We start from the raw sequence: 25,369 nt of genomic DNA, 5'->3' as shown, positions 1-25,369 counted from the left end.
ATTGAGCCAAACGAATACGACTTAATCAAGTTTGCAGAAAGAGGCACTTGCCTGTATAGATGCGGTAATGAAAGGTACTTGTTACTTGTTCAAGCACCTGAATTCAAGTCCGAAATTTTTGGTAGTGCCGGGGGTAGGTGATTTTGCGGATAGACAAATTTATTTGTCTATGATATGATAATTGTAAAATTACTTATTAATTGTATATACTTGTAAGCAGGAGATGTAAAACCATATGCAGGTAGTATATTTGAACACAAATGGATTTTGTGGTATAGGGGATAAACATAGTCATTATAGAAACAATGAAAAAATTGCAAATGCAAATCAAATTTTAAGTAAGATATTTAAATTTTCAAATCCTGATATACTGTTCTTATCTGAATTTGATGTAAACTCGGATTCAGGAAAATGTGCTTTGGATAATCTCTCAAAAAGAGATTATTACAGGATATATCCTAATAATTTGAAATGGATATCAAAAAGGTATTCTTCTATTGTAATGGCATTTACAAGAGAACGGAAAAATTCTGAATCAAGTCCAAATAATTGGCTAAAATGGAATGAGATTCTAATAAATGATTATCGAATTGTTGGTGTCCATATTCCTGATAGTGAAAAAGATCAGAAAGAATCAGAAGATTTTTGGCATTGTCTTGAAGCTCATTATAAAAAACATGAAGATGATAAATTACTCTATATAGGGGATATGAATGTTTTTAAGGAGGAAACTTTTGGAAAGAAAAAGTTGAAATCAATTCTTGAAACAAGCAGAGATGGTTGGATCGAAAAATGTAACTCAAATAATAAAACGAAGGATTTTACTACAAAATATGATACAAGAATTGACTATTCAATATTATCTAAGAAAATGCCCAAAATATCAAGAATAGAAAATCATCAAGAATTTTTTAAGGAAAATTTGTCTGATCACTCAGCAATAATGATTGAATTTTAGAATTTATATTTGTGATAGCCATTTATCACAAATATAATTAACTATAATCCGATTGATTTTCTTAAATGAAATTCAATCGGATTTTTTGCGTTACGGAGGTGATACAATGTCTGCCACAATAGGTGCGGCACTAAAGAAAATAGCAGTTTCTCTGCTGACAGACAAAAAGGTAATAAAAATAATAGGCGGTATAATAATCGGCATAATCATAGTTGTGATTATGCCGATTATTGCTGTTATTTCTATTTTTAACGGCAGTATGGATATTGACACGGACAAGTTAAGTCAATCTATACAGGAAAATATATCTGCCGAGCAAATGGCAAATTTTCAGCTAATCAACGACACAATGACCGAAGTTGAAAAACAGCTCGATAAAAAGGAATTGTCCGACTGCAATACGCAGGCAGAGGTGATATATCTGTTTTCTCTGTCTGATAAATCAAAGGATAAGGATTTTGTAAAAAACTTTGTTTCCTGCTTAAAAAAGAATCAATCTGACGAAGATTTGATTAAAACAGTTAATGTAAAGTTTGGTACGGAGATTGAGTATAGTGAGTTTCAGAAGCTGATGCAGTCAATCAAGGGAGCGGAAATCAGTACGGCAGGCTTAATATAACACCTATGATTAATCCGATAAGTGAATTACCTCAAGATAAAGCAGCATTTTTTGAATTTGTAAAAGCATAAATATATTCACAACAGCCGAAGTAGAAAATACTTCGGCTGTAATTACAATATATAGATTTTAAAAACATAAAATTTAATAATCTACTCCCTCTTGCTTTATCATATTATCTTCAATTTTATAGTGTTTGGTAATTTCCATATTATCGGCAACCCATAGTGCTAAATCGCCCGAAGAAAGATCTGCATCGTCATCAAAAGCTCCGCATACGGAAAAGTCGTCATCACGGTAGCAATTAATAGCTTTGTAGGTTTTATCTATAATTACATAGGAATATTCTACCGCAATAATCTTTCCGTTCTTACCGTTATATTCACTGAAAGTAAAATCAGTTGCCCATTTTTTATCATTCCATGACTCTGGCATTGTAACATCCGGTGTACTTATACCGTCAACAAGTATATTAAAGTAATCCATAATGCTTTCAGGAGTTTCAAAAGTAACGTCCGGGAAACTGTCTATTACCTTCCCTATATTTATATATTCAATGTTATCGCAAATTAAATCTTTAATACCATCATATTTGCCACTAAATAAATCTTTATAAGCTTGTTTATATTTGTCATCTATTGGCATTAGTGATGGAATGATATAGTTATCTATACTTAATTTGTAGGGAGAAATATTTTCGCTGGCATTTGTTTTGTTTGCATCAGGACTAAAACAAGCAATAGATGTATAATTCTGAGCGTATAATTTCCAGTTTGAAGGAATATCAAGTGAAAAAGTTATATAATCACCTTCGCTGTTTTCCGTCACAGTTTTTGTTTCTATATCAGGCTTAATAATTGTATTGTTCTGCTGACAGCCTACAAGCAAAATCATAAGTACGATGGATATTATTGCTGATAAGATTTTGTATTTCATTTGTATGCTCCTATTATATATTTCAATATAAAATTACTTGTTACTTGAGATTTTTGATTATATTCATTTGAAATTACTAAATTGTGATAATTATTATAACTCTTGTATTACTTTTTGTAAAGTAATAATAAAATATATTTCAAACTTCATTATGTTAATGTTGTTTCTAACGAAAAGCACGCAAAACTCAGCAATGAATTAAAGAAACTGCTAAAATTACTAATAGGAATGAAAATGATATTGTTAAATAAAAAATAATTTGAATCAAAGTGGTTTTCTAATAGCTAATAAGGAAGAAAGTGTTAGAGTATGAGCTGTTATATAAGTCGTACTTTCTTTGCCTACAAATAATTAATTAAATATCAAATATGTGGAGGTAAAATCAAAATGAAGAAAACAAGCGTAAACATAATGTACGATGATGAAAAGCTGAATGCAATCAGGCTGTATATGTCACAGCGTGATTTGGATTTCAAGGTAGAACTTGAAAAATCTGTGGACGCTCTGTACGCAAAATATGTCCCTGCAAATGTCAGGGAGTTCATTGATATGAAAGATTCACAGGTGAAAACACCCAAGCCTAAAAAGCCAAAGCCACAGGAAGAAAATACCGAGGTGGTAACTTGAAAAATCAAAACTTCGGAATAGAAATTGAAATGACCGGCATCACTCGCAGTACTGCGGCGAAAGTGATTGCCGGTTATTTTCATACAGACGCAACTCATGTCGGCGGTTGCTACGATGCGTATTCTGCCCGTGACAATGACGGCAGGATGTGGAAGATTATGCGTGACGCAAGTGTCCATTGTGAAAACCGTTCAGGACAGAATGCAAGCACAATGTACTCGGTTGAATTTGTCACTCCGATTTGTAATTACGATGACATTGAAACCATACAGGAACTTGTCAGAAAACTTCGTGGTGCAGGAGCGAGAGTCAACTCAAGCTGTGGTCTCCATTGCCATATAGATGCGTCAAGACATACTCCTAAAACACTTCGCAACATAGTAAACATTATGGCGGCGAAAGAGGACTTGCTTTACAAGGCTTTGAAAGTGAATGTTTCCCGTGAGCATTACTGTCAGAAGATGGACACACGCTTCCTTGATGAAATCAATAACCGTCCGCCTATGTCAATGGAGCAGATAAAATCAATGTGGTATAACGGTGAAGATTACAGTTACAGGCATTATGATGATACTCGCTACCACGCACTGAATCTTCACAGCGTGTTCAATAAAGGTACAATCGAATGGAGAATGTTCAATTCAACTTTGCACGCAGGCGAGGTGAAAAGTGCGATTCAGCTTTGCCTTGCAATCAGTCATCAGGCTTTAATTCAGAAGTCTGCAAGACACGCTAAAACTGTATCTGATAATGAAAAGTACACTTTCAGAACTTGGCTTTTGAGATTAGGTTTGATAGGTGATGAGTTCAAGACAGCTCGTCATCATCTGCTGAAAAATCTCGAGGGCAACATTGCGTGGAAAGACCCTGCTCAGGCTGACAAACAAAAGGAAAGGCTTGTACAAAGGCGAGCCGAAGAAATCAATAACACAAGTGAAAATATAAATATCAACGAACCCGAAGTCAATCCTGTTCCAAATGATGAGCAGGAAGAAGCTTCGGGTTTTGTTATGAGTATGTAAGGAGAGAAATCTATTATGAGTAAAAAATTATACATTGCCTACGGCAGTAACCTTAATCTTAAACAGATGAAATACCGTTGCCCGACAGCAAAGTTTGTCGGCAAGGGTGTAGTCAAAAATTACGAATTGCAGTTCAAAGGTATGCCTCATTGCTCCTATGCGACAATTGCACCTTGCATCGGCAAGTCTGTTCCTGTTGCACTGTGGGAGCTTCAGCCGAGAGATGAAAAACTCCTTGACCGCTACGAGGGTTATCCCTCCCACTACTTCAAGCAGGACTTGCCAGTGAAATTGAATAGCGGTTCAGAGATAACTGCAATGGTTTACATTATGAATCTGAAACAGCAGTTCGGATTGCCAAGTGCGAGCTACTACGATACAGCGTCACAGGGTTACAAGGACTGCGGTTTTGACTTGAATGTTTTAAACGAAGCCGTGAATGACAGTGCCGAAAAATTTTACGAAAACCTTGAACAGAACAATCTTTTTGATTCACCCGATGAAGATGAAAATATGGGAATGGGCGGTATGGCTTTATGAATGAGAGAAAAAAATTGAAAAAGCAACTCGTTGATAAATATATTTTCAAAATGTATTTGTCTGTAAATGAAGTCAAGAATTTACTTTCCGAAAATCCAAAGAACAAGCACGACACTCTGTTTGCTTCACTTACAGTCGGCTGTGTGAAAATCAATGCTGTTGTATTTCCTACTCCCGATAAGATGCTCATCGGCTTTGACATCCTCGTTAAGGATACTCCCGATAGTGAGGAATGGATTTGTTACGACACTTTAGGTGATGAAATAAAACTCAGCTCACGCAATATTGAGCAGGCTATGTTCGATATTCTGAATCGTGAGGTTAAGGAGTACGGACTGTCATATACAGAGTGTAATTTTGAAGTAATAAACGGCAAATCAATAAAAGCAGAATAACGGCGGTATTCTCGCTACACTCGCCCTGTGTCGGCTTTTAAAGAAGAAGTCGGGAAAGTATCCGAATTCAAAGAAAAAATGAAACAGGGCGGTTTGTGGCAAGGTGTGAAAAAATCGAAGTTTCGGCAAATCGGGCAGTTTTTCAAGGGTGGAATTTTAAGCAGGAGAAAGACACGGGGTTGCAGTCGCTCCCTCGTGTCGGTTTACGGCAGACGGCAACGCCGACTGCCATGCGGTTTTTCGCAATTTTTAGTTCCTAAAATTCATAGGGGTTAATTTTTAGCCTTGGGGTTGTACTTGTGGGTTTAACTGCCCGATTAGCCGAATAAAATGCCAAAAATAAAGGAGTTGCAACTGTGGGTTGTGAGAAAACAGGAGGTTTTGCACTTGAATGAAACGGATAACAGAAAAGAAGTAAAGCGAAAGTTTGCACTCTGGATAAAAGAATCAACACTCGATATGGTTCAGAATATCTACAAGGAAGATAACTGCTCCAGCCGAAGTGAATTTATTGAAAAGGCAATCATCTTTTATGTGGGTTACCTTTCCTCAAACGACAACAGTCAGTATCTTCCCAATGTGGTTACTTCAACCTTGAAATCAATCGTTGCCGAGAGTGACAACCGAATGAGCAGGCTCATCTTCAAAATAGCCGTCGAACTTGCAATGACAATGAATATTATTGCTTCGTCGCAGGATATAGACAAGCTGACACTCACAAGGCTTCGTGGAGAATGCGTTAAAGAAGTCAAACGGCTCAACGGTTCGTTTTCATTTGACGATGCATACGATTGGCAGAAAGGGTAATTATTCGTGGCAAGGTTAGTTACGAAATTTAAATATCTAAAGCCAAACAGAAAGGTCAGTGCAGGCGGTTATGCAAAATATATTGCAACTCGTGAGGGAGTGGAAAAGATTGATGATACTAAAAAATTTGCCCCTGCAACAACAAAACAGAAGAATCTTATTGAAAAAATCCTTAAAGATTTTCCCGACAGTAAGGATATGTTTGAATATGTCGATTACCTTGAAAAGCAAAATGTAGGGTCAGCATTAGACTTCATATCACGAGTTATGGAAGATTACGCTTATGAAATCTCGGGCAGAAAAGCATATGCCGATTATATTGCAACCCGTCCTCGTGCCGAGAGATTCGGCTCTCACGGACTTTTTACTGATGACGGTGTGCAGGTTCAGTTGAGTAAAGTAACGGAAGAACTTGACAAACACAAGGGAAATATCTGGACTGCGATAATTTCTATTCGCAGAGAAGATGCACAACGGCTTGGCTTTAATACCGGAGCTCGCTGGCGGGATATGCTCCGCACACAGACAGAAGCACTTGCTAAAAATCTGAAAATACCAATGGAGAATCTTCGTTGGTATGCTGCATTTCATAATGAATCGCACCACCCTCACGTGCATTTGATTGCATATTCAACTGTTGAGAACGAAGGCTATCTCACGCAAAAGGGAGTTGAAAATCTGCGCTCGTCATTTGCAAAAGATATTTTTCAGCAAGATTTATTGTGCATCTATGAAAAGCAAACCGAACACAGGGATAAGCTCCGTGCTGAGGCTCGTGACATAGTAGAGGATTTGGTTTCAAAGATTAACTCTGAAATATATATCAGCGCATCAATTCAACATAAGCTGTTGGAGCTTGCCGACAGGCTTTCAAAAACGAAAGGTAAAAAGGTTTACGGCTATCTTAAACCCAATGTAAAAGCAATCGTTGATTCAATTGTTGATGAGCTTTCAAATGATGACAGGATTAAAAAATTATATGACCTTTGGTATGAGCAAAAAGAAAATACAATCCGCACCTACACGGATGAAATGCCTGACAGGATTCCTTTAGTCAACAACAAGGAATTCAAGTCAATTAAGAATGCTGTAATCAAGGAAGCGTTGAAATTAATTCCTAACGAAGATGAAGTGAAATCAAAAGAGAATACAGATGAAGAACCTGTTTTAAATCCATTTGAATATGAAGAAAACACCTCTGCCGAATCAGTCTTTGATTCAGACAGAGGTGTTCTGTATCCTCGTTATTCAATTAAAACCAACCGAAACAGCGTTGCAGTTTCTTCTCTTTATCTCCTGCGTTACCTCTGCAATATGATTCAAAGTAGGCTTCGCTTTGAGGAAAAGCAGAAAGTACAGAGGACAGATAAAAAATTACAGCAGAAGATCGATGATAAAAAGCAGGCTCAGGGGTTGAAAATGTAATCTATAAAAATTTTATTCCAACACTTTTCATTTTTAATTTAGACTTTTCATACTTTTTAGCGTTAGAAATTCCAATGCAGTTTTCATCTAAAAACACTTCATACCCAGTCTTGGAAGCCGCAATTGCTGTTGCCCTTACACAATAATTACCATCAATGCCTATAATTTCGAGTTCTGTTACATTCTTTTTCTTTAGGAAATTAGCAAATTGAATATTTTTAAAAGCATTTGGATTTCTCTTTGTAAAAATCTGTTTGGAAATCACATTCATCTCTTTTGATAGTGACTTTTCTCTTTTAGGTGATTCCCAGAAAAACTGATTTTTAATATAGACTACGTATTCTTTCGAATATGAATTGATTTTATGGTTTACATTATCTATGAGTTTTTTAGTATCATAGGGAAATTTTTTCTTGTTTCTTTTTTCGCCCATATAATCTTCCTGCATATCAATTATCAATAAAAATCTCATATTGTTTTCACCGTATAATAAATTCTTGTTTGCGTTTGCCAATTTGTACTATATTTGATGTCTAATTATCCATTTCGTTAAATCGGCAAGTTCAAGTTTGCCATCAGCTATATCCAGTATTGTTGTGTAAAGTTCTTCTTGTGTGTAGTCAAGTTCAATTCCGTTGAGTGCAAGAAAAACAAGCATAGTGTGCGTGCCAATGCGTTTATTACCGTCAACAAAAGCGTGATTTTTTATGATTCCATACCCAAGCCGTGCAGCTTTTTGTTGTACAGTTGGAAATAAATCTTGGCAGTCAAATTTTTGAAAAGGTGCATTTATCGCAGAATCAAGCAAGTTCTCATCTCTGATACCGTCAAGTCCGCCTGTTTCCTCAATCAAGGATTTGTGCATCATAAGAATTTGTGGTTTAGATAAAACTATCATTTTGCAAGAACCTCATAGGCTTTTTTATTTTTTGCAATCAGCCTTTTTGAAATATCCATAACATCTTCATCAACAGCAATCTGTTCGTTTTCTGCCTGACTGAATTCAACAATAAGGTAACGAGGAATATTATTTTTCAGAATAACTGCCGAACCATTTTCATCAACTAATCTTGCAACCTTAGAAAAATTTTGATTTGCTTCTGTGATTGAAACAAGAGATTTTGTGTTTACATTCATAAAAACACCTCCAGAATTATTATGCGCAAATAGGATAAATATATCCTAATATTATTATAATCAATAGTTATTTGAATGTCAATAAAAATTTTTTGCCAAGGAATAACTGCCCCAAATCACTGATAGGTGCCTCCTGTCACTGTGATAAGACAAGAACTACCCACTATAAGATATTACAGCAGAAAAGAAAAATATATTAAAACTAAGGAAGTGATAACAATATCAACATACATTCATTTTACAAAAGAACAGCGAGAACAGGCAAGGCGAACAGACCTTGCGAATTTTTTAATCAGTCAAGGCGAGAAAGTCAGGAAATCAGGGTCAGAATATGAATGGCTTGACGGCTCGCAAAAGGTTACAATCAGAGGTCACCTCTGGTATCATCAGTACGAACAGAAAGGTGGAGATGCAATAGACTTCGTTCGCAGATTTTATAACAAGGACTATGTCGAAGCGGTTGAAATGCTTTTGAATAACTGTGGCGGTCAAATCATAACATCACCACCCATAGAAAAAGAGCATAAACTTTTTGAACTGCCACCGAGGAATGACAGAATGAGCAGAGTCTTTTCTTATCTGCTGTTGACTCGTGGCATTGACAAGGATGTACTTTTTGAGTTTGTGAGGAGAAAAATGATTTATGAATCTGCCAATTATCACAATGCGGTATTTGTCGGTTACGATTCAAGCGGTAAACCTTGCCATGCTCACAAGCGAGGAACTGTAACGAATAATCCGTACAAAGGAAATGTTGCCGGCAGTCAGCCTGAGTTCAGCTTTCATTGGCACGGCACAAGCGAAAAGCTATTTTTATTCGAAGCTCCCATTGATATGCTTTCCTACATTTCAATGCACAAGAAAAATTGGAAAGAACACAGCTATGCGGCATCCTGCTCCGTTTCGGATAGGGTGCTTTTTCAATGTCTTAATGACAATCCGAATATCAAAAATGTTTTTCTTTGCTTTGACAATGACGAAGCAGGACAGACCGCCAACAAACGCATAGCCGATAAATTAAACTCAATGAATATCAAAAGCGAAATCCTCATTCCTACCCATAAAGACTGGAATGAGGATATTTTAAACGGTGAAAGGACTGATGAAATATGCCGTCAAGTGTTATAACTTTGATTATTGTTGCGGGTTCAATGTTTGCACTGTTCATAATAATTTCAACGGTCGGAAATCACTATTCACTAAATCGAATAAAGAACAAAACAGTTGGACAAGGGCAATACGGAACGGCTCGTTGGGCAACTAAAAAAGAGATAAAGAGAACCTACAAGCAGATTGACTTCAAACCCGATGAATGGCGCATAAATCCTGACAGCAGACCAACTGAACAAGGAATAGTTGTCGGCTGTAAGAACAGCAAAAAGGGAACAACAGCAATGGTTGACACAGGCGATGTTCACGCTCTGATGATTGGTGCGGCAGGCGTCGGCAAGACTGCATATTGGCTTTATCCGTGCATTGAGTATGCCTGTGCCACAGGTATGTCATTTTTATCAACCGACACTAAGGGCGATATTGTTCGCAACTATGGAACAATCGCAGAAAAGTATTACGGCTACAAAATTTCTATTATTGACTTGCGTAATCCCACACGCTCACACGGCAATAATCTTCTGCACCTCGTAAACAAATATATGGACTTATACAAAGCCGAACCCGAACAGCTTGTTTACAAGGCAAGAGCAGAAAAATATGCAAAAATCATTTCAAAAACGATTATTCTTTCCGGTATGGACTCAGCTTCATTCGGACAGAACGCTTACTTTTATGATGCGGCAGAGGGACTTTTAACAGCAACTATTCTGCTTGTTTCGGAATTCTGCGAACACGAAGAACGGCATATTGTTTCGGTATTCAAAATCATTCAGGAGTTACTTGCTCCGACCAACAAGAAAGGCAAAAATCAGTTTCAACTTTTAATGGACTATCTTCCAGACGACCACAAAGCAAAGTGGTTTGCCGGGGCGGCTCTCAACACAGCCGAACAGAGTATGTCAAGCGTTATGAGTACGGCATTGTCAAGGCTCAACGCTTTTCTTGACAGTGAGCTTGAACAGCTTTTGTGCTTTGATACAGAGATTGACGCTGAAAAATTCTGCAATGAAAAGTGTGCAATCTTCATTGTAATGCCCGAGGAAAACCCAACCACATTCTTTATGGTTTCGCTTATTATCCAACAGTTTTACCGTGAAATACTGTCAGTCGCAGATGAAAACGGCGGTGTACTGAAAAACCGCTGTGTGTTCTTCTGCGATGAATTTGGAACCTTGCCAAAGATTGATTCAGCCGAGATGATGTTCTCCGCTTCCCGTTCAAGGCATTTGCAGATAGTACCGATAATTCAATCCTTTGCACAGCTTGAGAAGAATTACGGCAAAGAGGGGGCTGATGTAATTGTCGACAACACACAGCTTACAATCTTCGGTGGATTTGCACCAAACAGCACAAGTGCCGAGGTACTATCAAAAGCACTTGGTTCAAGAACTGTAATGTCTGGTTCGGTTAGCAAAGGCAAGGATAATCCGTCACAATCCTTGCAAATGATTGAACGACCTTTGATGACTCCCGATGAGTTGAAGTCACTTCCAAAAGGCACATTCGTTGTTATGAAAACAGGCTTTTATCCGATGAAAGTTAAATTGAAATTATTCTTCAAATGGGGAATAGAATTTGAGGGAAAGTATGAGGTCATGGAAAATGGCAATCGTGAAGTTCATTACGCAAACCGTTCGGAGTTGTTCAATAACATAATTCAGACATACTGTTCTCAATACTTTGAACAGCCTGTTACCAACTCGGATTTTGATGAAGCAAGCGGTGAAAAAAAGAAGAAAAATGAAAATCTTAAAACCTCGCCAAATGCAGAACAGACTGAGTGTGAAGATATTGTTGATGCGGATGAACCAACATCAGCACAGCAAGAAGAGCCAACAAAAGAACCCGAAAATTCAAGCGTTGAACAGAACAAAAATAAGCAGGGAAAAGTAGTCGTCAGAACCGAGCGACCAGCACAGGGGGATAACAGCAATGAGTAGATTAACTTTTCTGTATCAAATGAACTTGCCACACAGAGCCATAGCAGTCTATACCTACATCTATGACCGAGCAAACAAAAACGGCGAATGCTGGCCCTCAGTAAACAAAATAGCAGGCGACATAAAGCTGTCGCCTGCTACTGTTCGCAGAGCTATTAAAGATTTGCGAAATGCAGGATTTGTCACAACACAGCAACGCTACCGTGAACACGGCGGTAAGAGCAGTTTGCTGTTTATGTTAAATTAATTAGGTGCATGAAATTTAGAATTAAAATTATTTTTGTATCGAATACACCTCAAAGGTATTGAAATCACATTTGAATGTATCCGTTAATTCCAAAATAAAATTATCTTTTATGTAATCAGGCGTCTTGGTTAATTCGTTCTTAACAAACCAAACCGTATTATCAAAATCAATATCATTTACAATATCCTTTTTATTGACACAATCAACATTGTCAAAAGCCGAAAACCACGGTTCGTAATAAGTGCAGATATGCGTGTTTTCGGGATAATAATATGACAAAATTCCGAATGAGCTGTCGCAATATAAAAATGTATCTGTTGAAGAAGCTATTTCATCAAAGCGGTTGAAAAAATTATTCATTGACGGGTTGTATTCAAATATTCCCGTGCCGATAAGACAGGCTACGTTAAGTGCGCAAAGCAATACGCAAATAATATTTTTAACTTTTTCTTTTATATGTTGTGTGCCAAAAGCGACAAGCAGCGCGAAAATTCCCGATATAACAACGCTGTACCTCGCTATGTAAAAGGGGCGAATGAAAATTGTCACAAGCAGACCTATTGCCTGAACGCTTAATACGCAGGTTATCGCAAATATTACAGATAACCTGCGGTTTTCCTTTTTGGCGAGTATCAGCGTCGAAATAACAATTCCCGATGCAAACACAACCACCGAAAGCGGTTCTACTCCTTTTAGCCAGAAGCTACCGGCAGCCGCCTCGGTTTGATATAACAGCGGGATAATCCACGGAGAATATCCCACCGTCATAGCTATATCAGATATTATGATTGCTTTTATCAGCTTTCCGTCTTTTACAAAAGCATAGATATTCACGAAAATGAAAATCACGCCGACCGCAAGCAAAGCGTAAATGTGGTTGTACGCGGCAAACAAAGCGGTGATAACAAATATAACGCAATGCCGCGTCCCGTGATTTTCAAGAAACAGCAAAGCTTCCGAAAAGCAAAGTGTAACAAAAAATATGGACCATTGATACGATCTCTGCTGAACGCTGAAATAAAGCGACATAGGAATTGCCCCTATAGTAAGCATATATACCATTGATGTATCCGAACCGAAATGCTTCTTAACCACGGTACAGCCAAGCAAAAGCGTTGCAATGTAACCGAGTACCGAAAAAATTTTAGTTACTAAAATCGAATAACCGAAAATCTCACAGAAGAATTTCAGAGATATAAAGTATAGAGGAGGATGCATATCCGATTTTAATATTTCAATTACTTCGGAATAATTGTGCTGAATTAGCGACAGTGTATAAGCTTCATCAAACCATACATTATTGTTAAAAATCAGACTTATTGAAAACAAAGATAGTATTGTGAAAATTATATATGATAAATTGTTATAGCGATTTTTAAAACATTTCATTAGATATTCCTTTTCCTGATACTATAATTTGATTTTTAACATCAAAATTACATAAATAATTGTTGAAACAGACAATAGTATCAATGCAGATAGATTATATAAGTCTAAGAAAATATAATTTATTTCTAAAGAGCGATACTTAAGCACTTACATGATTATTATAAAACTCGAAAAAGCCTAGATAAATCGTAACTGAACAGTGTTACCGTGAACAAGGGCGGTAACACTGTTTCAATAAGTAAATAACGAAAAAATATATGGAAGAAAAATAAGAGATTATATTCGTTCGTAATTTTGTGTATTAGAGTTTATTCCAATAGTAGAAGTGAATGTATTTGTATTGCTATCAAATTTCATTTCTAAATTTCCATTGTATTTTTCAACTACTCGTTTAATACTTCTAGTGCCAATTCCGTGCATACCGGATGTGCTTTTAGAAGATACGAGAGTTCCATCAATGTATTTAGGTTTTTTATTGCAAGAATTTGAAATTTTAATGATTACAAAATTGGAATTTCTTGTACTAATAGAAAAATCAATAAATTTTTCATTTGTCATTAACGCTGACTCAACTGCATTTTCTAAAAGGTTGTCAAGTAAGGCAGTTATATCATGTTCTTTAATAAAATCAATATTTGCGTTTTTTATACTGATTGTAAAGTTGATGTTATTTTTCTTGCATATCTCATAATACCTATGAGTAATTAAATTGACTGTAGGGTTATTACAGTAGTCAATTGGATTCATAATACTAAAATCATTAACAATTTCAGAAATATATTGAGCTATATTTGAATCCTTATCTTCTGATAATTGTTTAATTGTATTTAAGTGCTTAGTTATGTCGTGAATCAACACTTTTGAATTTTCATTCTGTTCGCTTAACAGCTTATAGTAATCTATCGTATCCTTTTCTTGCTGCTTATCTAAAAGTATTTGTGTGTATTTATGATTAACTTTTATTGTTAGTTCGTTTATATAGAAAACAATAATATTTGAAAACAATAGAAGTAAGTTTCCTATAACTAAAGATAATTTAAAATTATTATTTACTGAATAGATAATACAAAGATATACAGTAGTGTGCATTAAAATAATAGAAGCGATTGGCAGAATGCAAAGAATAAGAGCAAATTTAGAATTCGTTTCCATGCTTTCTTTTTGTGATATTTTTATAATTAAATGTATTGATAAGAAATAAAGCAATTTACAAATTGTAGCTTGAATAATTAATACAAAATCATCATTATAGCTTTCAAGTAAATCTATCCTGAAAATGATTGAAGAAAAATAAAATACTATTAATTCAGTGACGATCATAAGAAATAAAAGAATTAAGTTATTAAATAAAGCGGATTTTAATTTTGTATTATAACATAATATAGAAATTAGAAAATTACAGAAAAAGAATCCCAAAAGATTTATAATGGGGATTTCACAAAAATGAAGTATGTATAAAATAATAAAATTTCCTAGTGCAAATAAAAATATGAATTTTTTAGCAATTTTTCGTTTAAATTTAAAATCAAAATAATAAAAAGATATGAGTGACTCAATCAGAAAGACTATAGCGTAACAGATATTAGAAATCATGTTGTACCTCCCATATATTCATAAAAAGCTTTTTTGAATGATACATAGAAACTACGGGATATAGGTACTGTTGCTTTTTTAGAATTAAATGATAATGTGATTTCATTTTTATTAAAGTCTGTTACATTCTTTAAATTAACTATGTAACTATAGTGTGATTGGGCAAAATACTCGTATTTGGATAACTGCTTTTTCCAATAATCAAACTTTTTATTTGAAATGAACTCTTGCGTTTTTGTAACTAGTTTAGTTTTGCGATTTTCTATAGTTAAATACAAGATGTCAATTGTAAATATATTGTGATATTCATCAAAATAGTCTAAGATAATTTTTTCTGTGCTTTGTTTATACAGATTTAAAGCAATCTCCATGCTCCTAAAAAATCTATTTTCGTCAATGGGTTTAGATAAAAATCTAAAAACCTTTAAATCCATTGCATCATCTAGGTATCCTTGAAAAGAAGTAACTATAAAAATAATAATATTAGGATTTATTTTTTGGAGATGTTTTGTAACAGAAAGTCCATTAACACCGGGCATTTCTATATCAATAAACGCAAAATCAGTTTTAATTTGTTTATCCAATATAGAATCCCCATTTGAAAAGCAGGTAATATCAAAATTATAGGTTGACTGTTTTGATAATTTAAGGAGAAATTTTTTGATTTGCTGAACGATTTTCAAATCATCATCACATATCAGTACATTCATAGAGCTATACCTCCTTAATTAGGATTATAACTCAAAAAAAAGAATTTGTCATCTGTTTTATTCCTGTTCAGTTAAAACTCTATATATTATTTTTGATATTAGATTCAATGATTTAATTTGTTAACAATATTTTGAGGAATGTTATTACTTTTTAAAGTACTTAATAAGAGATAGTCAGGTGTGATATTTAATGCATTGCAGATTTTAGCAAATGTTTCAATACCTAGTACAGAGTAACCGTTTTCAATATTTGATATGTGATAATTTGAAAAACATGTTTTTTTGGCTAAAGCATTTTTTTCCATTTTTATTTCTTTTCTATGTTGTGCTATACAAATTCCTATTTTTGTAGTCTACATACATTAATATCAACCAATAAAATGTTATCAATCATCGGCAATATTGTTAATAAATTTAAAAAAGATAATATTCTTATATGATTATAATATTTAAAAGTTTTTATATAGTTGTAAGATGAAGGGCTATAATAGATTAAAAGTGCATTTTTTGTCGAATTTATTACCATTTTTGTAAAATTCAACATTTACAAGCATTTTTTTGATAAATTTATAATAAGGAGGTTGATTACAATGAAAAACGAAAAAAGATTATCAAACAAGATGAAAAACGGAATCAAAAAAGAATTGTTCAGCCACAGGTAAAATTACAGCAATCTAATTTAGTATTTATTATTTCCTTGTAAGACCCGTACTTACAAGGAATAGGGTGAGTAAAAATGATAAAACAAAATTTAAAATTGTTTTTTAAAACTAAAATAATATTTATTCCGGTTATCATACTGTTAGTATGTTTTTTGGGGAATCTTGTATATAGTTGTTATAGCTTTTCACTCAATAATGATGTATTAATATATTTAAAGAATTCTATAAAATTATGCTTACTATCATTTGTAATATTATGTTTTACATCATATGAATTCTTTTACCTATATAAGCGTTGTTATATAGATGAAGCATTGTATTCACACAAAAATGGTAAGACTAGGATTTTAACAAGTACTGTAACAGTTTTGTTGTTTATTCCGGCTTTAGAGTTCTTTAGCGCATTTGTATTTAATTTTGTTATATTTTTGTCATCTGGAATGAATGACTACAGTTATTTGTATCATATATTTTCAGTTTTATTTTTATATGTTTTTCTGGGTGGAATAATCCCGATTTTACTTGGCGTTTTTTTTGCTCAAAAGACGAAAAGGATTGTTTCATATGCTCTTATGGCGCTTATAATTTTCCTTGTGTCAAGTACATCTGACTTTATTCCGGGGGGGTTAAGTCAGGTTACCAAAATTAATTTTTGGGAAGCAAAATATTTTCTTGCATATATTCTGCCAAATGATTTAGAGTGGTACATAAACCATGATTACGGTATGTATGCTGAAATTTATAGATGGAATTTAATTATTTTCTGGATTTCTCTACTGTCATTTTTGTTTTTCAAACTTTGTCAAATAAAGAAAACCGCATTAAAAGCTGTTTTACTGTCATTAACACTATTAATTTCAACATTTAATCTGGTTGGCTACTTTTATGGCGGAAGCCATATTGAAAAGGGAGCTCAGCTTGACAGTATTTCAATGTCAGATTATTTGTTTTATACTGAAAATGAGCAAAAGAACCAAGAACCGGATTTTGAAGTTACATCATACGATATGGATTTAAGCATTTACAGACAATTAGATGCCGAAGTATCAATGACTTTATCTGATACAGGTTTAGAGTACTACAATTTTACATTGTACCATGGATACAATGTTTTAAAGATAACTGATATTGAAGGAAATGCTTTAAAATATAATCGTGAAGGAGATTATGTTACTGTAATAGGGAACGGAAACCTGCAACTTATAAGCATAAAGTACAGCGGTTATTCACCTATATTATACAGTAATTATCAGGCGTGTTCTCTGCCCGGCTTTTTTGCATATTACCCTATTCCCGGATTTCACAAAATTACGGGTGATTATACCACATATAATCCGATTGAGATAAAATCCGGAACAGAATTTAATATTCGAGTTGATTCAGCAAGGCAGTTTTATTCAAATCTTGATGAGGTAAAGAATGAGAAAAATTGTTTTGTCGGGGTTACAAGCTATCCTACGCTTTTTAGTGGATTTTATAAATCAAATTCGTCTGATATTTATAAGATTTATGCAATTACTGTAAAGGGGTGGGGATTGAGCGAAATAGATGAAGAATATATAGACGAAATTCAGAAATACATTAATGAGTTGGATAACAATAGCAGCAATAAATTAAATCTCAAAGAATATACTATTATTCAGATAAATGAAATGCTTTCTTCTAATTGTATTTATGATGGAATATTTTTAGGAGATGATACAGTTTTTATTAATAAAGCAACTGATGAGGAAACAAAGAAGCAAGTTGCTGAAATACTTCTTGCTCAAAGAGATATGGGCTATTCTAAATATGTAGAAAAAGCCGTGGTTGACTCCGAAAGTATAAATGATAATTAACAAGGAAGAAGGTATAATTGTGCTGATTTTGAAGAACTGCACCAAGTCTTTTAAGAAAACAAAAGCTTTAAATGATTTTTCCTGCGAATTTAAGCACGGTATTTATGGCTTGCTTGGGCCAAACGGTTCCGGCAAAACTACTATGATGAGATGTATATGCGGTTTGCTTTCTCCCGAAAAGGGAAGCATTGAGTGCGATTGTGAAAATATAGGATATTTGCCTCAGCAGTTTGGTGCTATGAAGTCATTGACTGTATATGAAACTATGAGATATTTTGCCACATTAAAGAAAATACCTAAGTCAAATCAAGACAATGGAATCAGATATTGCATTGATTTGGTCAACCTAAGTGATAAAATTAAAAACAAAGTGGGTTCGCTGTCAGGAGGTATGGTTCGACGATTGGGAATAGCCCAAGCTATAATGGGAAATCCTGAAATTGTTTTGTTTGATGAACCGACTGCAGGTCTTGATCCTGAGGAGAGAGTAAGATTTAAATCTCTTTTAAGGAAAATAAAAAATGATAAAACTATTATTATTTCTACTCACATTGTTTCGGACGTAAAATCAATATGTGATGAGATTGTTATAATTAATGAGGGAAGAAATGTTGTTCAGGGAACTTGCAGCGATATTACTTCTATCGGAAATGAAAAAGTTTTTCTTTTAGACGAAGAATATGAAAATAATTTAGAGGGAAATTATTATGTTAAAGACAGAATCAGTAAGGATAATAAAAATTATATAATCGTTCTCTCAAGTAATTTTATTGAGCAGGGAGTGAGTATTAACGCTGATATAGAGGATGGATATTTATGTGCCTTAAAAGATATATAAACCGCCTTTCATTAATACAATTAACACTTAAAGGAATGGGAATTCTCTATATTGTACCTGTTGTTTTTTTATTTCTTGTACTTCCTTTTTTAACATATTTGGATTTTGCTAAAGGATATTCACCCGAACAATGTTATTTTTCAACATACATAATGTTACAAATTTTTTGCCCATTTTTTGCTGTATGGTGGACTTTATTTGGTTTCAGAGAGTATGTAGAGGGCAGGATCAGAGAACTATTGCTTGTTTATAAAAAAAGTCTTATAGTTGAACTTTTTCTTGTGTTTGTTTTTTATTTCCTGCATATATGTGTATTGCTTGGCTTATATTGTATAATACTAAATTTTAATTATTTTAATTATATTTTTATATTTTTTGTTCAGACATTTGCTTTTTTTAGTATTAGTTTTTCAATATCTATAATTTTAAAAAATATAGCAATTCCTTTTATTATCAGTGTGTGTTACGAAATATTTTGCATGACTGCCAATATTGACTTTCTTAAGTTTATTAATATGCTTTCATCTGATATTCCAAGCAGCACCATGGACATAATATGTCCATATATTTTTATATTGATAAGTAGTATATTTGTTTTTGTGTTATCAAATTCTTGTTTCAAACGTTTGTAATATTTTTATAATTATATAATACCTGATTATACATATCTAAAATCTGCATAGCAGTAAACAAAGAAAAGCTACTTCCGTATATTGGCATAATACTGTGCAAAATCAACCTTTCCTGCAACCGCCTTATCCCTCAAACTTGACGCAAACCGTGACCATTTCTCAAATTCGGAAATGGTCATTTTCTTTTTCATATACCTTGCATAGTGTGCTTTGTATGCCCTGTTGTAAGTTTGCCAGATGGGATCGTTTTTGCACTTGTCGTCATAGTGCCGTCTTGAGCCGACATCTCGACAGGTCTTGTCAGGCTCGTCCTTTAACGGATTATCACAGTAGCTGAAATATTTGCCACCACGAATAAAAAGGAATTTACCGCAGTGCTTGCACTTGTTCGGAATATAAATGTTCAAATTCTGTAACTGCTTATGATAATATACGAGTGAAAACTGAGAAGTGCTTCCGTAATATAAGAAAAGAAATAGGGGTCAAAGGCAAGTTTTATGTTAATAACTATATAATTAATGAATTTTGTGATAGCAAGAAGAATAAAGACATTTAATAGCGTGTGATAGAATACCGACAAGTAATAGCTTTCTATACTTGTCGGTATTTTTATGCCCTTTTTACATGAAAATGGAAGGGCATGATGAAATATAGAAACAGAGGTCCTCCAAACAACCTGAATTACTAAAAGATTCAGATTGATTGGAGGAAAAATTAATGGACAAACGTCCTAAGAGAAGAAAAGACAAGTATAATCCTTATACTTTATGCTCAGAAAAAGGAAGATACTATGTTTATTTCGTTGATGTTAATAACCGCATTCAAATGGTTGAAGTTTCAAAGAGCGTATTTGAAACTTTCAATATATTTGAACTTGAAGATATTTTCCAAATGAATGAGTACAACAGACATTTGGAACACTCCGAAGTATATGAACATACTTTGAATAAAAAGAAAGATGCAAGTGAATGGTCGTTAGAAGAATACTTTGAAAATGTTCAGATTACAGAAAATTTGCATATGGCAATAAGCAAATTACCCGATGTGCAAAAACGCAGATTGAAAAAGTACTATTTTGAAGAAAAAACTTTTGATAAAATAGCACTTGAAGAAGGCTGTACTTATCAATGTGTGCAAAGATCGGTGTATCGTGCAGTAGAAAAAATCAAAAATATTTTAAAAAATTTATAAATTAGGGGTGTGTTTTAGCTTTTAAGTGAGGAAACAGGTGAAAGGGATAAATAATCCTTTCGCCTGTTCTCTTTTTTCAGAGAACAGGCGTTGCTCTTTGAAAAACAAATATAAGCACATCAGATACATTCCTTCTGCTGTTCGGAACGGACAAGCTACATGAGCGAACACCTTTACAGTTCTTCAGGACTCAGACATTGAAAGGCAAATTCAATGAAGGCGATGACAGGCAGAGGGGATAATGATACTTCCGTCCAGTCAAAAGTCGAGCGTGATAGAACCGTCGTAACCAAAGAGGGCGGCCGTGGGAGATCCTCACGGTGGTGAAATTCCAATGGAGCTATATGCAATAGCCGTCTGATGTGTTCCTTGTCGCAGGGCATCGAGGATAAATAGCGACAACAGGATAGCGTGAAAATTAGAGCTATCCACAAACGATTGATATTATCCCGACAGCAGAAGATTTTTTGTTTTCTTCTGTCGGGGTATTTAGAAGAAAATTACTGAAAGAAGGTGTTAAAATGTTAGGATTTATGATTGGCCTTTTTGTCGGTGCTTTTATAGGTGTAGTTTTTATGTGCTTGTGCAATGCAGCGGCAAAAGCTGATGAGCAGATGAAAGATAATATAGATGACAAAAAATAAGGAACAGGTGATAATTTGAACGAAAACTATATAAATGAAAATAACATTGATTCAGAACACAGAATAGAATCTGTTATAAACGACTGCAAGGTCACAATCTACTTTTCTAAAAACAGAAATAACCATGTTGAAAGGAATATTCTCGAAAATCTTTTGGATACATTTGAGAACAGAATGAAAACTCAGATTGGATGCTGAATTTATTTCAATTTATTTTTTGGATTTCGCTGGATATTATAGGAATTATGTAGTATTGTTGGTTTGCAAAAATCGTATGAAAGGGTGATAAAATGAAAAGAGTATATTGCTTGTACAGAGTATCAACCAAAGGTCAGGTTGATAAAGATGATATTCCAATGCAGAAAACTTCGTGCAGAGAATTTGCAGAACGCAACGGCTGGACCATTCTGAAAGAGTTTCAGGAAAAAGGTGTGTCGGGATTCAAGGTTTCGGCAAGTGACCGAGATGCTATTCAGGATTTAAAAGCCGCCGCAGAAAAGAAAGAATTTGATGTACTCCTTGTCTTTATGTTTGACAGAATAGGCAGAATTGATGATGAAACCCCGTTTGTCGTCGAATGGTTCATCAAACACGGCATAGAGGTGTGGAGCGTTAATGAGGGCGAACAGCGTATGGATAATCATGTGGACAAGCTTATGAATTACATACGATTTTGGCAAGCCAACGGTGAAAGTCAGAAAACGTCCGCTCGTGTTAAAACTCGCCTTAACCAGATGACGTTAGACGGCAAATTTACCGGAGGTGTTGCACCATTCGGCTACAAACTTATCAAAAGCGGTGAAATCAATAAAAAGGGAAAAGAGCTTATGGACATAGTCGTTGACGATGATGAAGCTCCGATAGTCAAGAAGATATTTGAGATGACAGTTAAAGAGGGTTACGGCTCATATCGAATGGCTGACTATCTGAACAGTCACGGAATCAGAACCCATAATAACAGCAAGTTTCAATGTAATACGGTTAATCGTATTCTAAAGAACAGGCTGTACTGCGGTTATCTTGTATCAGGAGGTGTTGAATCACCGTATATCGAAAGACTTCACATCATTGATGAAAATGTATATGAACAAGCACAATTTATATTAAGTCAGCGTTCTAACAAAAATGAAGAGAAGAAACAAATTGCAAGGACTACCAAAGGCAGTACATTGCTGTCGGGAAATATATACTGTGCCCACTGCGGTCAGAAGATGGTATCAACAAGCTATATCGACAGATACGACAGGGCAGACGGAAGTCAGTACAGAGTTCGCAGACAGAGGTATATATGTACCAATAAAGCGATGAAAAGAGGTGCATGTGACGGGCAGTCGGCTTATGTAGCGCACAGAATTGACGGTGCCGTGATTGCAACGCTGAGGGATTATCTCGCTAAAATCAAATCAACACCAAAAGATATAGCACTCGAAAAACGCTACAACTCCGAAATATCGGAGTATAGGAGAAAACAGACAAAGCTTGAAAAAGAAATTGAAAAGCTTAAAAGACAGGTGGTTGAATTGTCCGCCGAAATAGGACGCTCTTTACTCGGCGAAAGCCGCTTCACTCCCGATATACTGTCCACTTCTATTGACAATACAAACGATTTGCTCCATAAAAAAGAAATTGAATTAAGTGATATAAAGTACAAGCTTGCCAATCAGCAAAATGCGATGGACAGGCTTGATTTTTATTATTCACAATTCAGAACTTGGGCAGACGAATTTGACAATTCAACAATGGAGCAGAAGAAAATGATAGCCTGTCAGCTCATAAGAGAAGTGAAAGTATCACGAGGTTATGAATTAGAGATTATATTCGACCTTAATTATGAACAATTCCTATCTCTATAAAGCTTAATAGATTGAATTTGTAAACTCAGTCTGCTATAATAATTTTAGGTTAGAAGTGGGTGAACATATATGAGTGAAGAAAATAAAATACAAATTTTTGAAGATAAAAAGATTCGTACTGCGTGGAATGAGTCAGAAGAAGAATGGTATTTTTCCATAGTTGATGTAATTTCAGTTCTGACTGACAGTAATGAACCTCGTCGTTACTGGAGCGATCTTAAGCGAAAGCTTAAAGCTGAAGGAGCAAACCAGTTGTACGAAAATATCGTACAACTGAAAATGCAATCTCCTAAGGATGGTAAAAATTACAAAACAGATGTTGCAAATACAGAACAGCTTTTAAGATTAATACAGTCAATCCCGTCACCAAAAGCAGAACCATTTAAAATGTGGCTTGCAGAAGTTGGCAGAGAAAGAATAGATGAAACTATTGATCCCGAACTTACCATAGAGCGAGCTCTTGAAACATACCTGAAAAAAGGATATAGCAGAGAGTGGATAAATCAAAGACTTCAGGCTATACAGGTGAGAAAAGAGCTTACTGATGAATGGGATTCTCGTGGTGTAAAGCAGGGTGTAGAATATGCAATTCTGACTGATGAAATTACAAAAGCGTGGTCAGGAATGACAACCCGCCAGTATAAAAATCTCAAAGGATTGAAAAAGGAAAACCTGAGAGATAATATGAGTACGCTTGAGTTGGTACTGAATATGTTGGCAGAAGCTACCACAACTGAGATTTCCAAAGAGAAAAATCCTCAATCTTTTTCTGAAAACAGAAGTGTTGCAAAAGAGGGCGGAGAAGTCGCCGGAAATGCACGAAAAGATATCGAGGAAAGAACAGGAAAACCTGTGATTACTTCAAAAAATGCCGTCGATTTTTCAAATCTCATTTCCGATGTAATAGAAAATGATTTTGATAAAAGTGAATAAAGTATTCTGATTGCCTTGTGAGTTAAAAAGCTTGCAAGGCTTTTTTTATATCCCAATTTCAATTTTATTCCTTGGGTGTTTTGTAGATAGAATATTTTTCTGCTTATTGATGCTGGTGTGAGTGTAAATCTGTGTTGTAGTAATTGAGCTGTGACCAAGCATTTGCTGAATATATCTGATATCAACATCTTCTTCAAGCAGTAGAGTTGCAAAAGAGTGACGAAACATATGCGGAGTAATGTGCAGCGGCACTTCTGCACCGATTGCATAGTTGGTAATCATATTACGAACAGACTGTTCAGATAGACGGTTTCCGAGTCTATTTATAAAGAATAATTTGTTGTTTGTTATTTCAAATTTAAATGATTGATTATACTTTTTGAGCAACTCCTGAACATTTTGATTGCAGATTTGAATCAGGCGTTCTTTTGAGCCCTTTCCGTAAATTTTGATTATGTAATCATTAAAATCAATTTGTTCAGTCGTGAGTGTGCATAATTCTGAAATCCTCATTCCGGTGGCAAACAGTAACTCAAGTATGAGTGCATTCCGCAGAGCAACTTTTTTAGCATACTCAGTTTTCGCTTTGGTAAGTTGTAGATAAGCAAACCTAATAATTTGTTCAATATTATTTATGGGAATAGTTTTTGGGAGAATAAAGGGTTCTTTATACTTGATTTGTATCTTATGAAAAGGGTTAATATCAATAAGTTCCTCAATTTCAAGATAGTGAAAAAATGCTTTTAGCGAAGCAATTTTACGCTTAACACTCTTAGGTTTGTACTTACAGTGCAGTAAATTTATATATTGCTCAATGGATTTTTTGTTTGTCCATTCAATAGCAGATTCCATAGTGAATTCAAAATACTGCCTTAAATCAATAGTGTATGATTTTATCGTTTTCTGATCGAGATTTTTCCTTGAAATACAGAAGTTTAGATAATCAGTTGTTAGATTATTTGCTTGTACATTTTTTATTTCCATCGCATATAGCTCCTTATTGTTTATAAATTTATTATGCAACAGAAAATAAAGAAAGTCTATTCAAATATCTATATTTATTTTGCCTAAAAATTTTATTTATTGAGCAATAAACAAAATTGTATTATACAAAATGCATAAAAACACTATGTGAAATTTTATAACTGATTTGCGTAAAAGTTATTTAAATATTTGTCAAATTATGTTATAATTGACACCATAAAGTGTAATTATAAATGTTTTTATATTACATACCCGAAATATAGATTTAGTTAAGGCTTAATACTTTTTTCTTAGAATGAGATTAAGCACTACATAGACATACACCAGTTGAATTTA

The 25,369-nt window shown here is 34.5% G+C and carries 27 protein-coding genes; 18 read left to right on the top strand and 9 right to left on the bottom strand.

Annotated features, from left to right (window positions below; genetic code table 11):
- The first annotated feature begins 235 nt into the window (after nucleotides 1–235).
- Both I2E21_RS10875 and I2E21_RS10870 read left to right on the top strand, forming a co-directional pair.
- Nucleotides 236–958: an endonuclease/exonuclease/phosphatase family protein gene (locus tag I2E21_RS10875; RefSeq protein WP_195411335.1), complete on the top strand. Its 723-nt coding sequence runs from the start codon at nucleotides 236–238 to the stop codon at nucleotides 956–958.
- A 106-nt stretch (nucleotides 959–1,064) separates the two neighbouring features.
- A complete protein-coding gene (locus I2E21_RS10870) occupies nucleotides 1,065–1,577 on the top strand; it encodes a hypothetical protein (RefSeq protein ID WP_195411334.1) in 513 nt (170 codons plus the stop codon).
- 144 nt (nucleotides 1,578–1,721) lie between these two features.
- Here I2E21_RS10870 and I2E21_RS10865 read toward each other — a convergent pair whose 3' ends face one another.
- Nucleotides 1,722–2,513 carry a hypothetical protein gene (locus I2E21_RS10865; RefSeq protein ID WP_117705836.1) on the bottom strand — a complete coding sequence of 264 codons (792 nt, stop codon included), beginning with the start codon at nucleotides 2,511–2,513 and terminating at the stop codon, nucleotides 1,722–1,724.
- A gap of 387 nt (nucleotides 2,514–2,900) precedes the next feature.
- On the opposite strand from I2E21_RS10865, the gene I2E21_RS10860 reads away from it, so the two are divergent.
- From I2E21_RS10860 to mobP3, 6 genes are all read left to right on the top strand, one after another.
- Complete coding sequence (locus tag I2E21_RS10860; RefSeq protein ID WP_195411333.1) at nucleotides 2,901–3,140, top strand: DUF6103 family protein; 240 nt, start codon at nucleotides 2,901–2,903, stop codon at nucleotides 3,138–3,140.
- Nucleotides 3,137–4,162 (top strand): amidoligase family protein, encoded by a 1,026-nt coding sequence (locus I2E21_RS10855; RefSeq protein WP_279310069.1) that lies wholly within the window; start codon nucleotides 3,137–3,139, stop codon nucleotides 4,160–4,162. Before I2E21_RS10860 ends, I2E21_RS10855 begins: the two co-directional genes overlap by 4 nt.
- A 15-nt stretch (nucleotides 4,163–4,177) precedes the next feature.
- Nucleotides 4,178–4,702, top strand: coding sequence for a gamma-glutamylcyclotransferase family protein (locus tag I2E21_RS10850; RefSeq protein WP_195411332.1), 525 nt, complete (start codon nucleotides 4,178–4,180; stop codon nucleotides 4,700–4,702).
- Nucleotides 4,699–5,097, top strand: coding sequence for a hypothetical protein (locus tag I2E21_RS10845; protein ID WP_195411331.1), 399 nt, complete (start codon nucleotides 4,699–4,701; stop codon nucleotides 5,095–5,097). Before I2E21_RS10850 ends, I2E21_RS10845 begins: the two co-directional genes overlap by 4 nt.
- 387 nt (nucleotides 5,098–5,484) lie before the next feature.
- Nucleotides 5,485–5,904, top strand: a complete 420-nt coding sequence (locus tag I2E21_RS10840) for a hypothetical protein (RefSeq protein WP_243240627.1) — start codon at nucleotides 5,485–5,487, stop codon at nucleotides 5,902–5,904.
- A 6-nt stretch (nucleotides 5,905–5,910) separates the two neighbouring features.
- Entirely contained in the window at nucleotides 5,911–7,329 is a 1,419-nt protein-coding gene (gene mobP3 / locus I2E21_RS10835) for a MobP3 family relaxase (protein WP_195411330.1), read from the top strand.
- Between the two features lies 1 nt (nucleotide 7,330).
- On the opposite strand, the gene I2E21_RS10830 is transcribed toward mobP3, so the two are convergent.
- Genes I2E21_RS10830 through I2E21_RS10820 form a run of 3 tightly spaced genes read right to left on the bottom strand, consistent with a single transcriptional unit; the run spans nucleotide 7,331 to nucleotide 8,466 of the window.
- Nucleotides 7,331–7,801 carry a cysteine hydrolase gene (locus tag I2E21_RS10830; RefSeq protein WP_279310068.1) on the bottom strand — a complete coding sequence of 157 codons (471 nt, stop codon included), beginning with the start codon at nucleotides 7,799–7,801 and terminating at the stop codon, nucleotides 7,331–7,333.
- A 48-nt stretch (nucleotides 7,802–7,849) separates the two neighbouring features.
- Nucleotides 7,850–8,227: a type II toxin-antitoxin system death-on-curing family toxin gene (locus tag I2E21_RS10825; RefSeq protein WP_195411328.1), complete on the bottom strand. Its 378-nt coding sequence runs from the start codon at nucleotides 8,225–8,227 to the stop codon at nucleotides 7,850–7,852.
- Nucleotides 8,224–8,466, bottom strand: coding sequence for a type II toxin-antitoxin system Phd/YefM family antitoxin (locus I2E21_RS10820; RefSeq protein WP_195411327.1), 243 nt, complete (start codon nucleotides 8,464–8,466; stop codon nucleotides 8,224–8,226). Before I2E21_RS10820 ends, I2E21_RS10825 begins: the two co-directional genes overlap by 4 nt.
- Before the next feature lie 141 nt (nucleotides 8,467–8,607).
- Between I2E21_RS10820 and I2E21_RS12600 the strand changes: the two genes are divergently transcribed.
- Genes I2E21_RS12600 through I2E21_RS10805 form a run of 3 tightly spaced genes read left to right on the top strand, consistent with a single transcriptional unit; the run spans nucleotide 8,608 to nucleotide 11,766 of the window.
- Complete coding sequence (locus I2E21_RS12600; protein ID WP_195411326.1) at nucleotides 8,608–9,594, top strand: DUF3991 and toprim domain-containing protein; 987 nt, start codon at nucleotides 8,608–8,610, stop codon at nucleotides 9,592–9,594.
- The gene (locus I2E21_RS10810) at nucleotides 9,576–11,519 is read left to right on the top strand and encodes a type IV secretory system conjugative DNA transfer family protein (RefSeq protein WP_195411325.1); all 1,944 of its coding nucleotides are present in this window, start codon (nucleotides 9,576–9,578) and stop codon (nucleotides 11,517–11,519) included. Before I2E21_RS12600 ends, I2E21_RS10810 begins: the two co-directional genes overlap by 19 nt.
- Nucleotides 11,512–11,766 (top strand): helix-turn-helix domain-containing protein, encoded by a 255-nt coding sequence (locus I2E21_RS10805; RefSeq protein ID WP_195411324.1) that lies wholly within the window; start codon nucleotides 11,512–11,514, stop codon nucleotides 11,764–11,766. The genes I2E21_RS10810 and I2E21_RS10805 overlap by 8 nt, the downstream gene beginning before the upstream one ends.
- A gap of 27 nt (nucleotides 11,767–11,793) precedes the next feature.
- Here the strand turns inward: I2E21_RS10805 and I2E21_RS10800 are convergent, their stop codons facing one another.
- The 3 genes from I2E21_RS10800 to I2E21_RS10790 form a co-directional block, all read right to left on the bottom strand.
- Nucleotides 11,794–13,155, bottom strand: coding sequence for a glycosyltransferase family 39 protein (locus tag I2E21_RS10800; protein ID WP_195411323.1), 1,362 nt, complete (start codon nucleotides 13,153–13,155; stop codon nucleotides 11,794–11,796).
- Between the two features lie 276 nt (nucleotides 13,156–13,431).
- The gene (locus I2E21_RS10795; protein ID WP_195411322.1) at nucleotides 13,432–14,748 is read right to left on the bottom strand and encodes a GHKL domain-containing protein; all 1,317 of its coding nucleotides are present in this window, start codon (nucleotides 14,746–14,748) and stop codon (nucleotides 13,432–13,434) included.
- The gene (locus I2E21_RS10790; RefSeq protein WP_195411321.1) at nucleotides 14,745–15,458 is read right to left on the bottom strand and encodes a LytTR family DNA-binding domain-containing protein; all 714 of its coding nucleotides are present in this window, start codon (nucleotides 15,456–15,458) and stop codon (nucleotides 14,745–14,747) included. Before I2E21_RS10790 ends, I2E21_RS10795 begins: the two co-directional genes overlap by 4 nt.
- 736 nt (nucleotides 15,459–16,194) lie before the next feature.
- Between I2E21_RS10790 and I2E21_RS10780 the strand changes: the two genes are divergently transcribed.
- Both I2E21_RS10780 and I2E21_RS10775 read left to right on the top strand, forming a co-directional pair.
- On the top strand, nucleotides 16,195–17,958 hold the full coding sequence (locus I2E21_RS10780; protein ID WP_195411320.1) for a hypothetical protein: 1,764 nt from the start codon (nucleotides 16,195–16,197) through the stop codon (nucleotides 17,956–17,958).
- Nucleotides 17,948–18,796: an ATP-binding cassette domain-containing protein gene (locus I2E21_RS10775; RefSeq protein ID WP_207735341.1), complete on the top strand. Its 849-nt coding sequence runs from the start codon at nucleotides 17,948–17,950 to the stop codon at nucleotides 18,794–18,796. Before I2E21_RS10780 ends, I2E21_RS10775 begins: the two co-directional genes overlap by 11 nt.
- A 700-nt stretch (nucleotides 18,797–19,496) precedes the next feature.
- On the opposite strand, the gene I2E21_RS10770 is transcribed toward I2E21_RS10775, so the two are convergent.
- Entirely contained in the window at nucleotides 19,497–19,835 is a 339-nt protein-coding gene (locus I2E21_RS10770) for a DUF6076 domain-containing protein (RefSeq protein ID WP_195411319.1), read from the bottom strand.
- Nucleotides 19,836–20,145: 310 nt separating this feature from the next.
- Here I2E21_RS10770 and I2E21_RS10765 point away from each other — a divergent pair, with 310 nt between their 5' ends.
- From I2E21_RS10765 to I2E21_RS10745, 5 genes are all read left to right on the top strand, one after another.
- Nucleotides 20,146–20,619: a sigma-70 family RNA polymerase sigma factor gene (locus tag I2E21_RS10765; protein WP_195411318.1), complete on the top strand. Its 474-nt coding sequence runs from the start codon at nucleotides 20,146–20,148 to the stop codon at nucleotides 20,617–20,619.
- A 467-nt stretch (nucleotides 20,620–21,086) separates the two neighbouring features.
- Entirely contained in the window at nucleotides 21,087–21,263 is a 177-nt protein-coding gene (locus I2E21_RS10760) for a DUF3789 domain-containing protein (RefSeq protein ID WP_243240626.1), read from the top strand.
- Between the two features lie 15 nt (nucleotides 21,264–21,278).
- Nucleotides 21,279–21,461, top strand: coding sequence for a hypothetical protein (locus I2E21_RS10755; RefSeq protein ID WP_195411317.1), 183 nt, complete (start codon nucleotides 21,279–21,281; stop codon nucleotides 21,459–21,461).
- Nucleotides 21,462–21,553: 92 nt separating this feature from the next.
- Nucleotides 21,554–23,116, top strand: coding sequence for a recombinase family protein (locus I2E21_RS10750; RefSeq protein WP_195411316.1), 1,563 nt, complete (start codon nucleotides 21,554–21,556; stop codon nucleotides 23,114–23,116).
- A gap of 69 nt (nucleotides 23,117–23,185) precedes the next feature.
- Nucleotides 23,186–24,049, top strand: coding sequence for a BRO family protein (locus I2E21_RS10745; protein ID WP_195411315.1), 864 nt, complete (start codon nucleotides 23,186–23,188; stop codon nucleotides 24,047–24,049).
- A gap of 45 nt (nucleotides 24,050–24,094) precedes the next feature.
- On the opposite strand, the gene I2E21_RS10740 is transcribed toward I2E21_RS10745, so the two are convergent.
- Nucleotides 24,095–25,033 (bottom strand): tyrosine-type recombinase/integrase, encoded by a 939-nt coding sequence (locus I2E21_RS10740; RefSeq protein ID WP_195411314.1) that lies wholly within the window; start codon nucleotides 25,031–25,033, stop codon nucleotides 24,095–24,097.
- Between the last annotated feature and the right edge of the window lie 336 nt (nucleotides 25,034–25,369).

The sequence above is a fragment of the Ruminococcus sp. BSD2780120874_150323_B10 genome, assembly GCF_015553695.1.
In the GTDB taxonomy this organism is placed as follows: domain Bacteria; phylum Bacillota; class Clostridia; order Oscillospirales; family Acutalibacteraceae; genus Ruminococcoides; species Ruminococcoides intestinale_A.
This window is presented reverse-complemented; position numbering and strand designations above follow the sequence as displayed.

Bases quoted from the DNA above. Each gene is read 5' to 3' on its own strand.
- I2E21_RS10875 (WP_195411335.1), top strand. From the start codon at position 236: ATGCAGGTAGTATATTTGAACACAAATGGATTTTGTGGTATAGGGGAT.
- I2E21_RS10870 (WP_195411334.1), top strand. From the start codon at position 1,065: ATGTCTGCCACAATAGGTGCGGCACTAAAGAAAATAGCAGTTTCTCTG.
- I2E21_RS10865 (WP_117705836.1), bottom strand. From the start codon at position 2,513: ATGAAATACAAAATCTTATCAGCAATAATATCCATCGTACTTATGATT.
- I2E21_RS10860 (WP_195411333.1), top strand. From the start codon at position 2,901: ATGAAGAAAACAAGCGTAAACATAATGTACGATGATGAAAAGCTGAAT.
- I2E21_RS10850 (WP_195411332.1), top strand. From the start codon at position 4,178: ATGAGTAAAAAATTATACATTGCCTACGGCAGTAACCTTAATCTTAAA.
- I2E21_RS10845 (WP_195411331.1), top strand. From the start codon at position 4,699: ATGAATGAGAGAAAAAAATTGAAAAAGCAACTCGTTGATAAATATATT.
- I2E21_RS10830 (WP_279310068.1), bottom strand. From the start codon at position 7,801: ATGAGATTTTTATTGATAATTGATATGCAGGAAGATTATATGGGCGAA.
- I2E21_RS10825 (WP_195411328.1), bottom strand. From the start codon at position 8,227: ATGATAGTTTTATCTAAACCACAAATTCTTATGATGCACAAATCCTTG.
- I2E21_RS10820 (WP_195411327.1), bottom strand. From the start codon at position 8,466: ATGAATGTAAACACAAAATCTCTTGTTTCAATCACAGAAGCAAATCAA.
- I2E21_RS10810 (WP_195411325.1), top strand. From the start codon at position 9,576: ATGCCGTCAAGTGTTATAACTTTGATTATTGTTGCGGGTTCAATGTTT.
- I2E21_RS10805 (WP_195411324.1), top strand. From the start codon at position 11,512: ATGAGTAGATTAACTTTTCTGTATCAAATGAACTTGCCACACAGAGCC.
- I2E21_RS10800 (WP_195411323.1), bottom strand. From the start codon at position 13,155: ATGAAATGTTTTAAAAATCGCTATAACAATTTATCATATATAATTTTC.
- I2E21_RS10795 (WP_195411322.1), bottom strand. From the start codon at position 14,748: ATGATTTCTAATATCTGTTACGCTATAGTCTTTCTGATTGAGTCACTC.
- I2E21_RS10790 (WP_195411321.1), bottom strand. From the start codon at position 15,458: ATGAATGTACTGATATGTGATGATGATTTGAAAATCGTTCAGCAAATC.
- I2E21_RS10780 (WP_195411320.1), top strand. From the start codon at position 16,195: ATGATAAAACAAAATTTAAAATTGTTTTTTAAAACTAAAATAATATTT.
- I2E21_RS10775 (WP_207735341.1), top strand. From the start codon at position 17,948: ATGATAATTAACAAGGAAGAAGGTATAATTGTGCTGATTTTGAAGAAC.
- I2E21_RS10765 (WP_195411318.1), top strand. From the start codon at position 20,146: ATGGACAAACGTCCTAAGAGAAGAAAAGACAAGTATAATCCTTATACT.
- I2E21_RS10750 (WP_195411316.1), top strand. From the start codon at position 21,554: ATGAAAAGAGTATATTGCTTGTACAGAGTATCAACCAAAGGTCAGGTT.
- I2E21_RS10745 (WP_195411315.1), top strand. From the start codon at position 23,186: ATGAGTGAAGAAAATAAAATACAAATTTTTGAAGATAAAAAGATTCGT.
- I2E21_RS10740 (WP_195411314.1), bottom strand. From the start codon at position 25,033: ATGGAAATAAAAAATGTACAAGCAAATAATCTAACAACTGATTATCTA.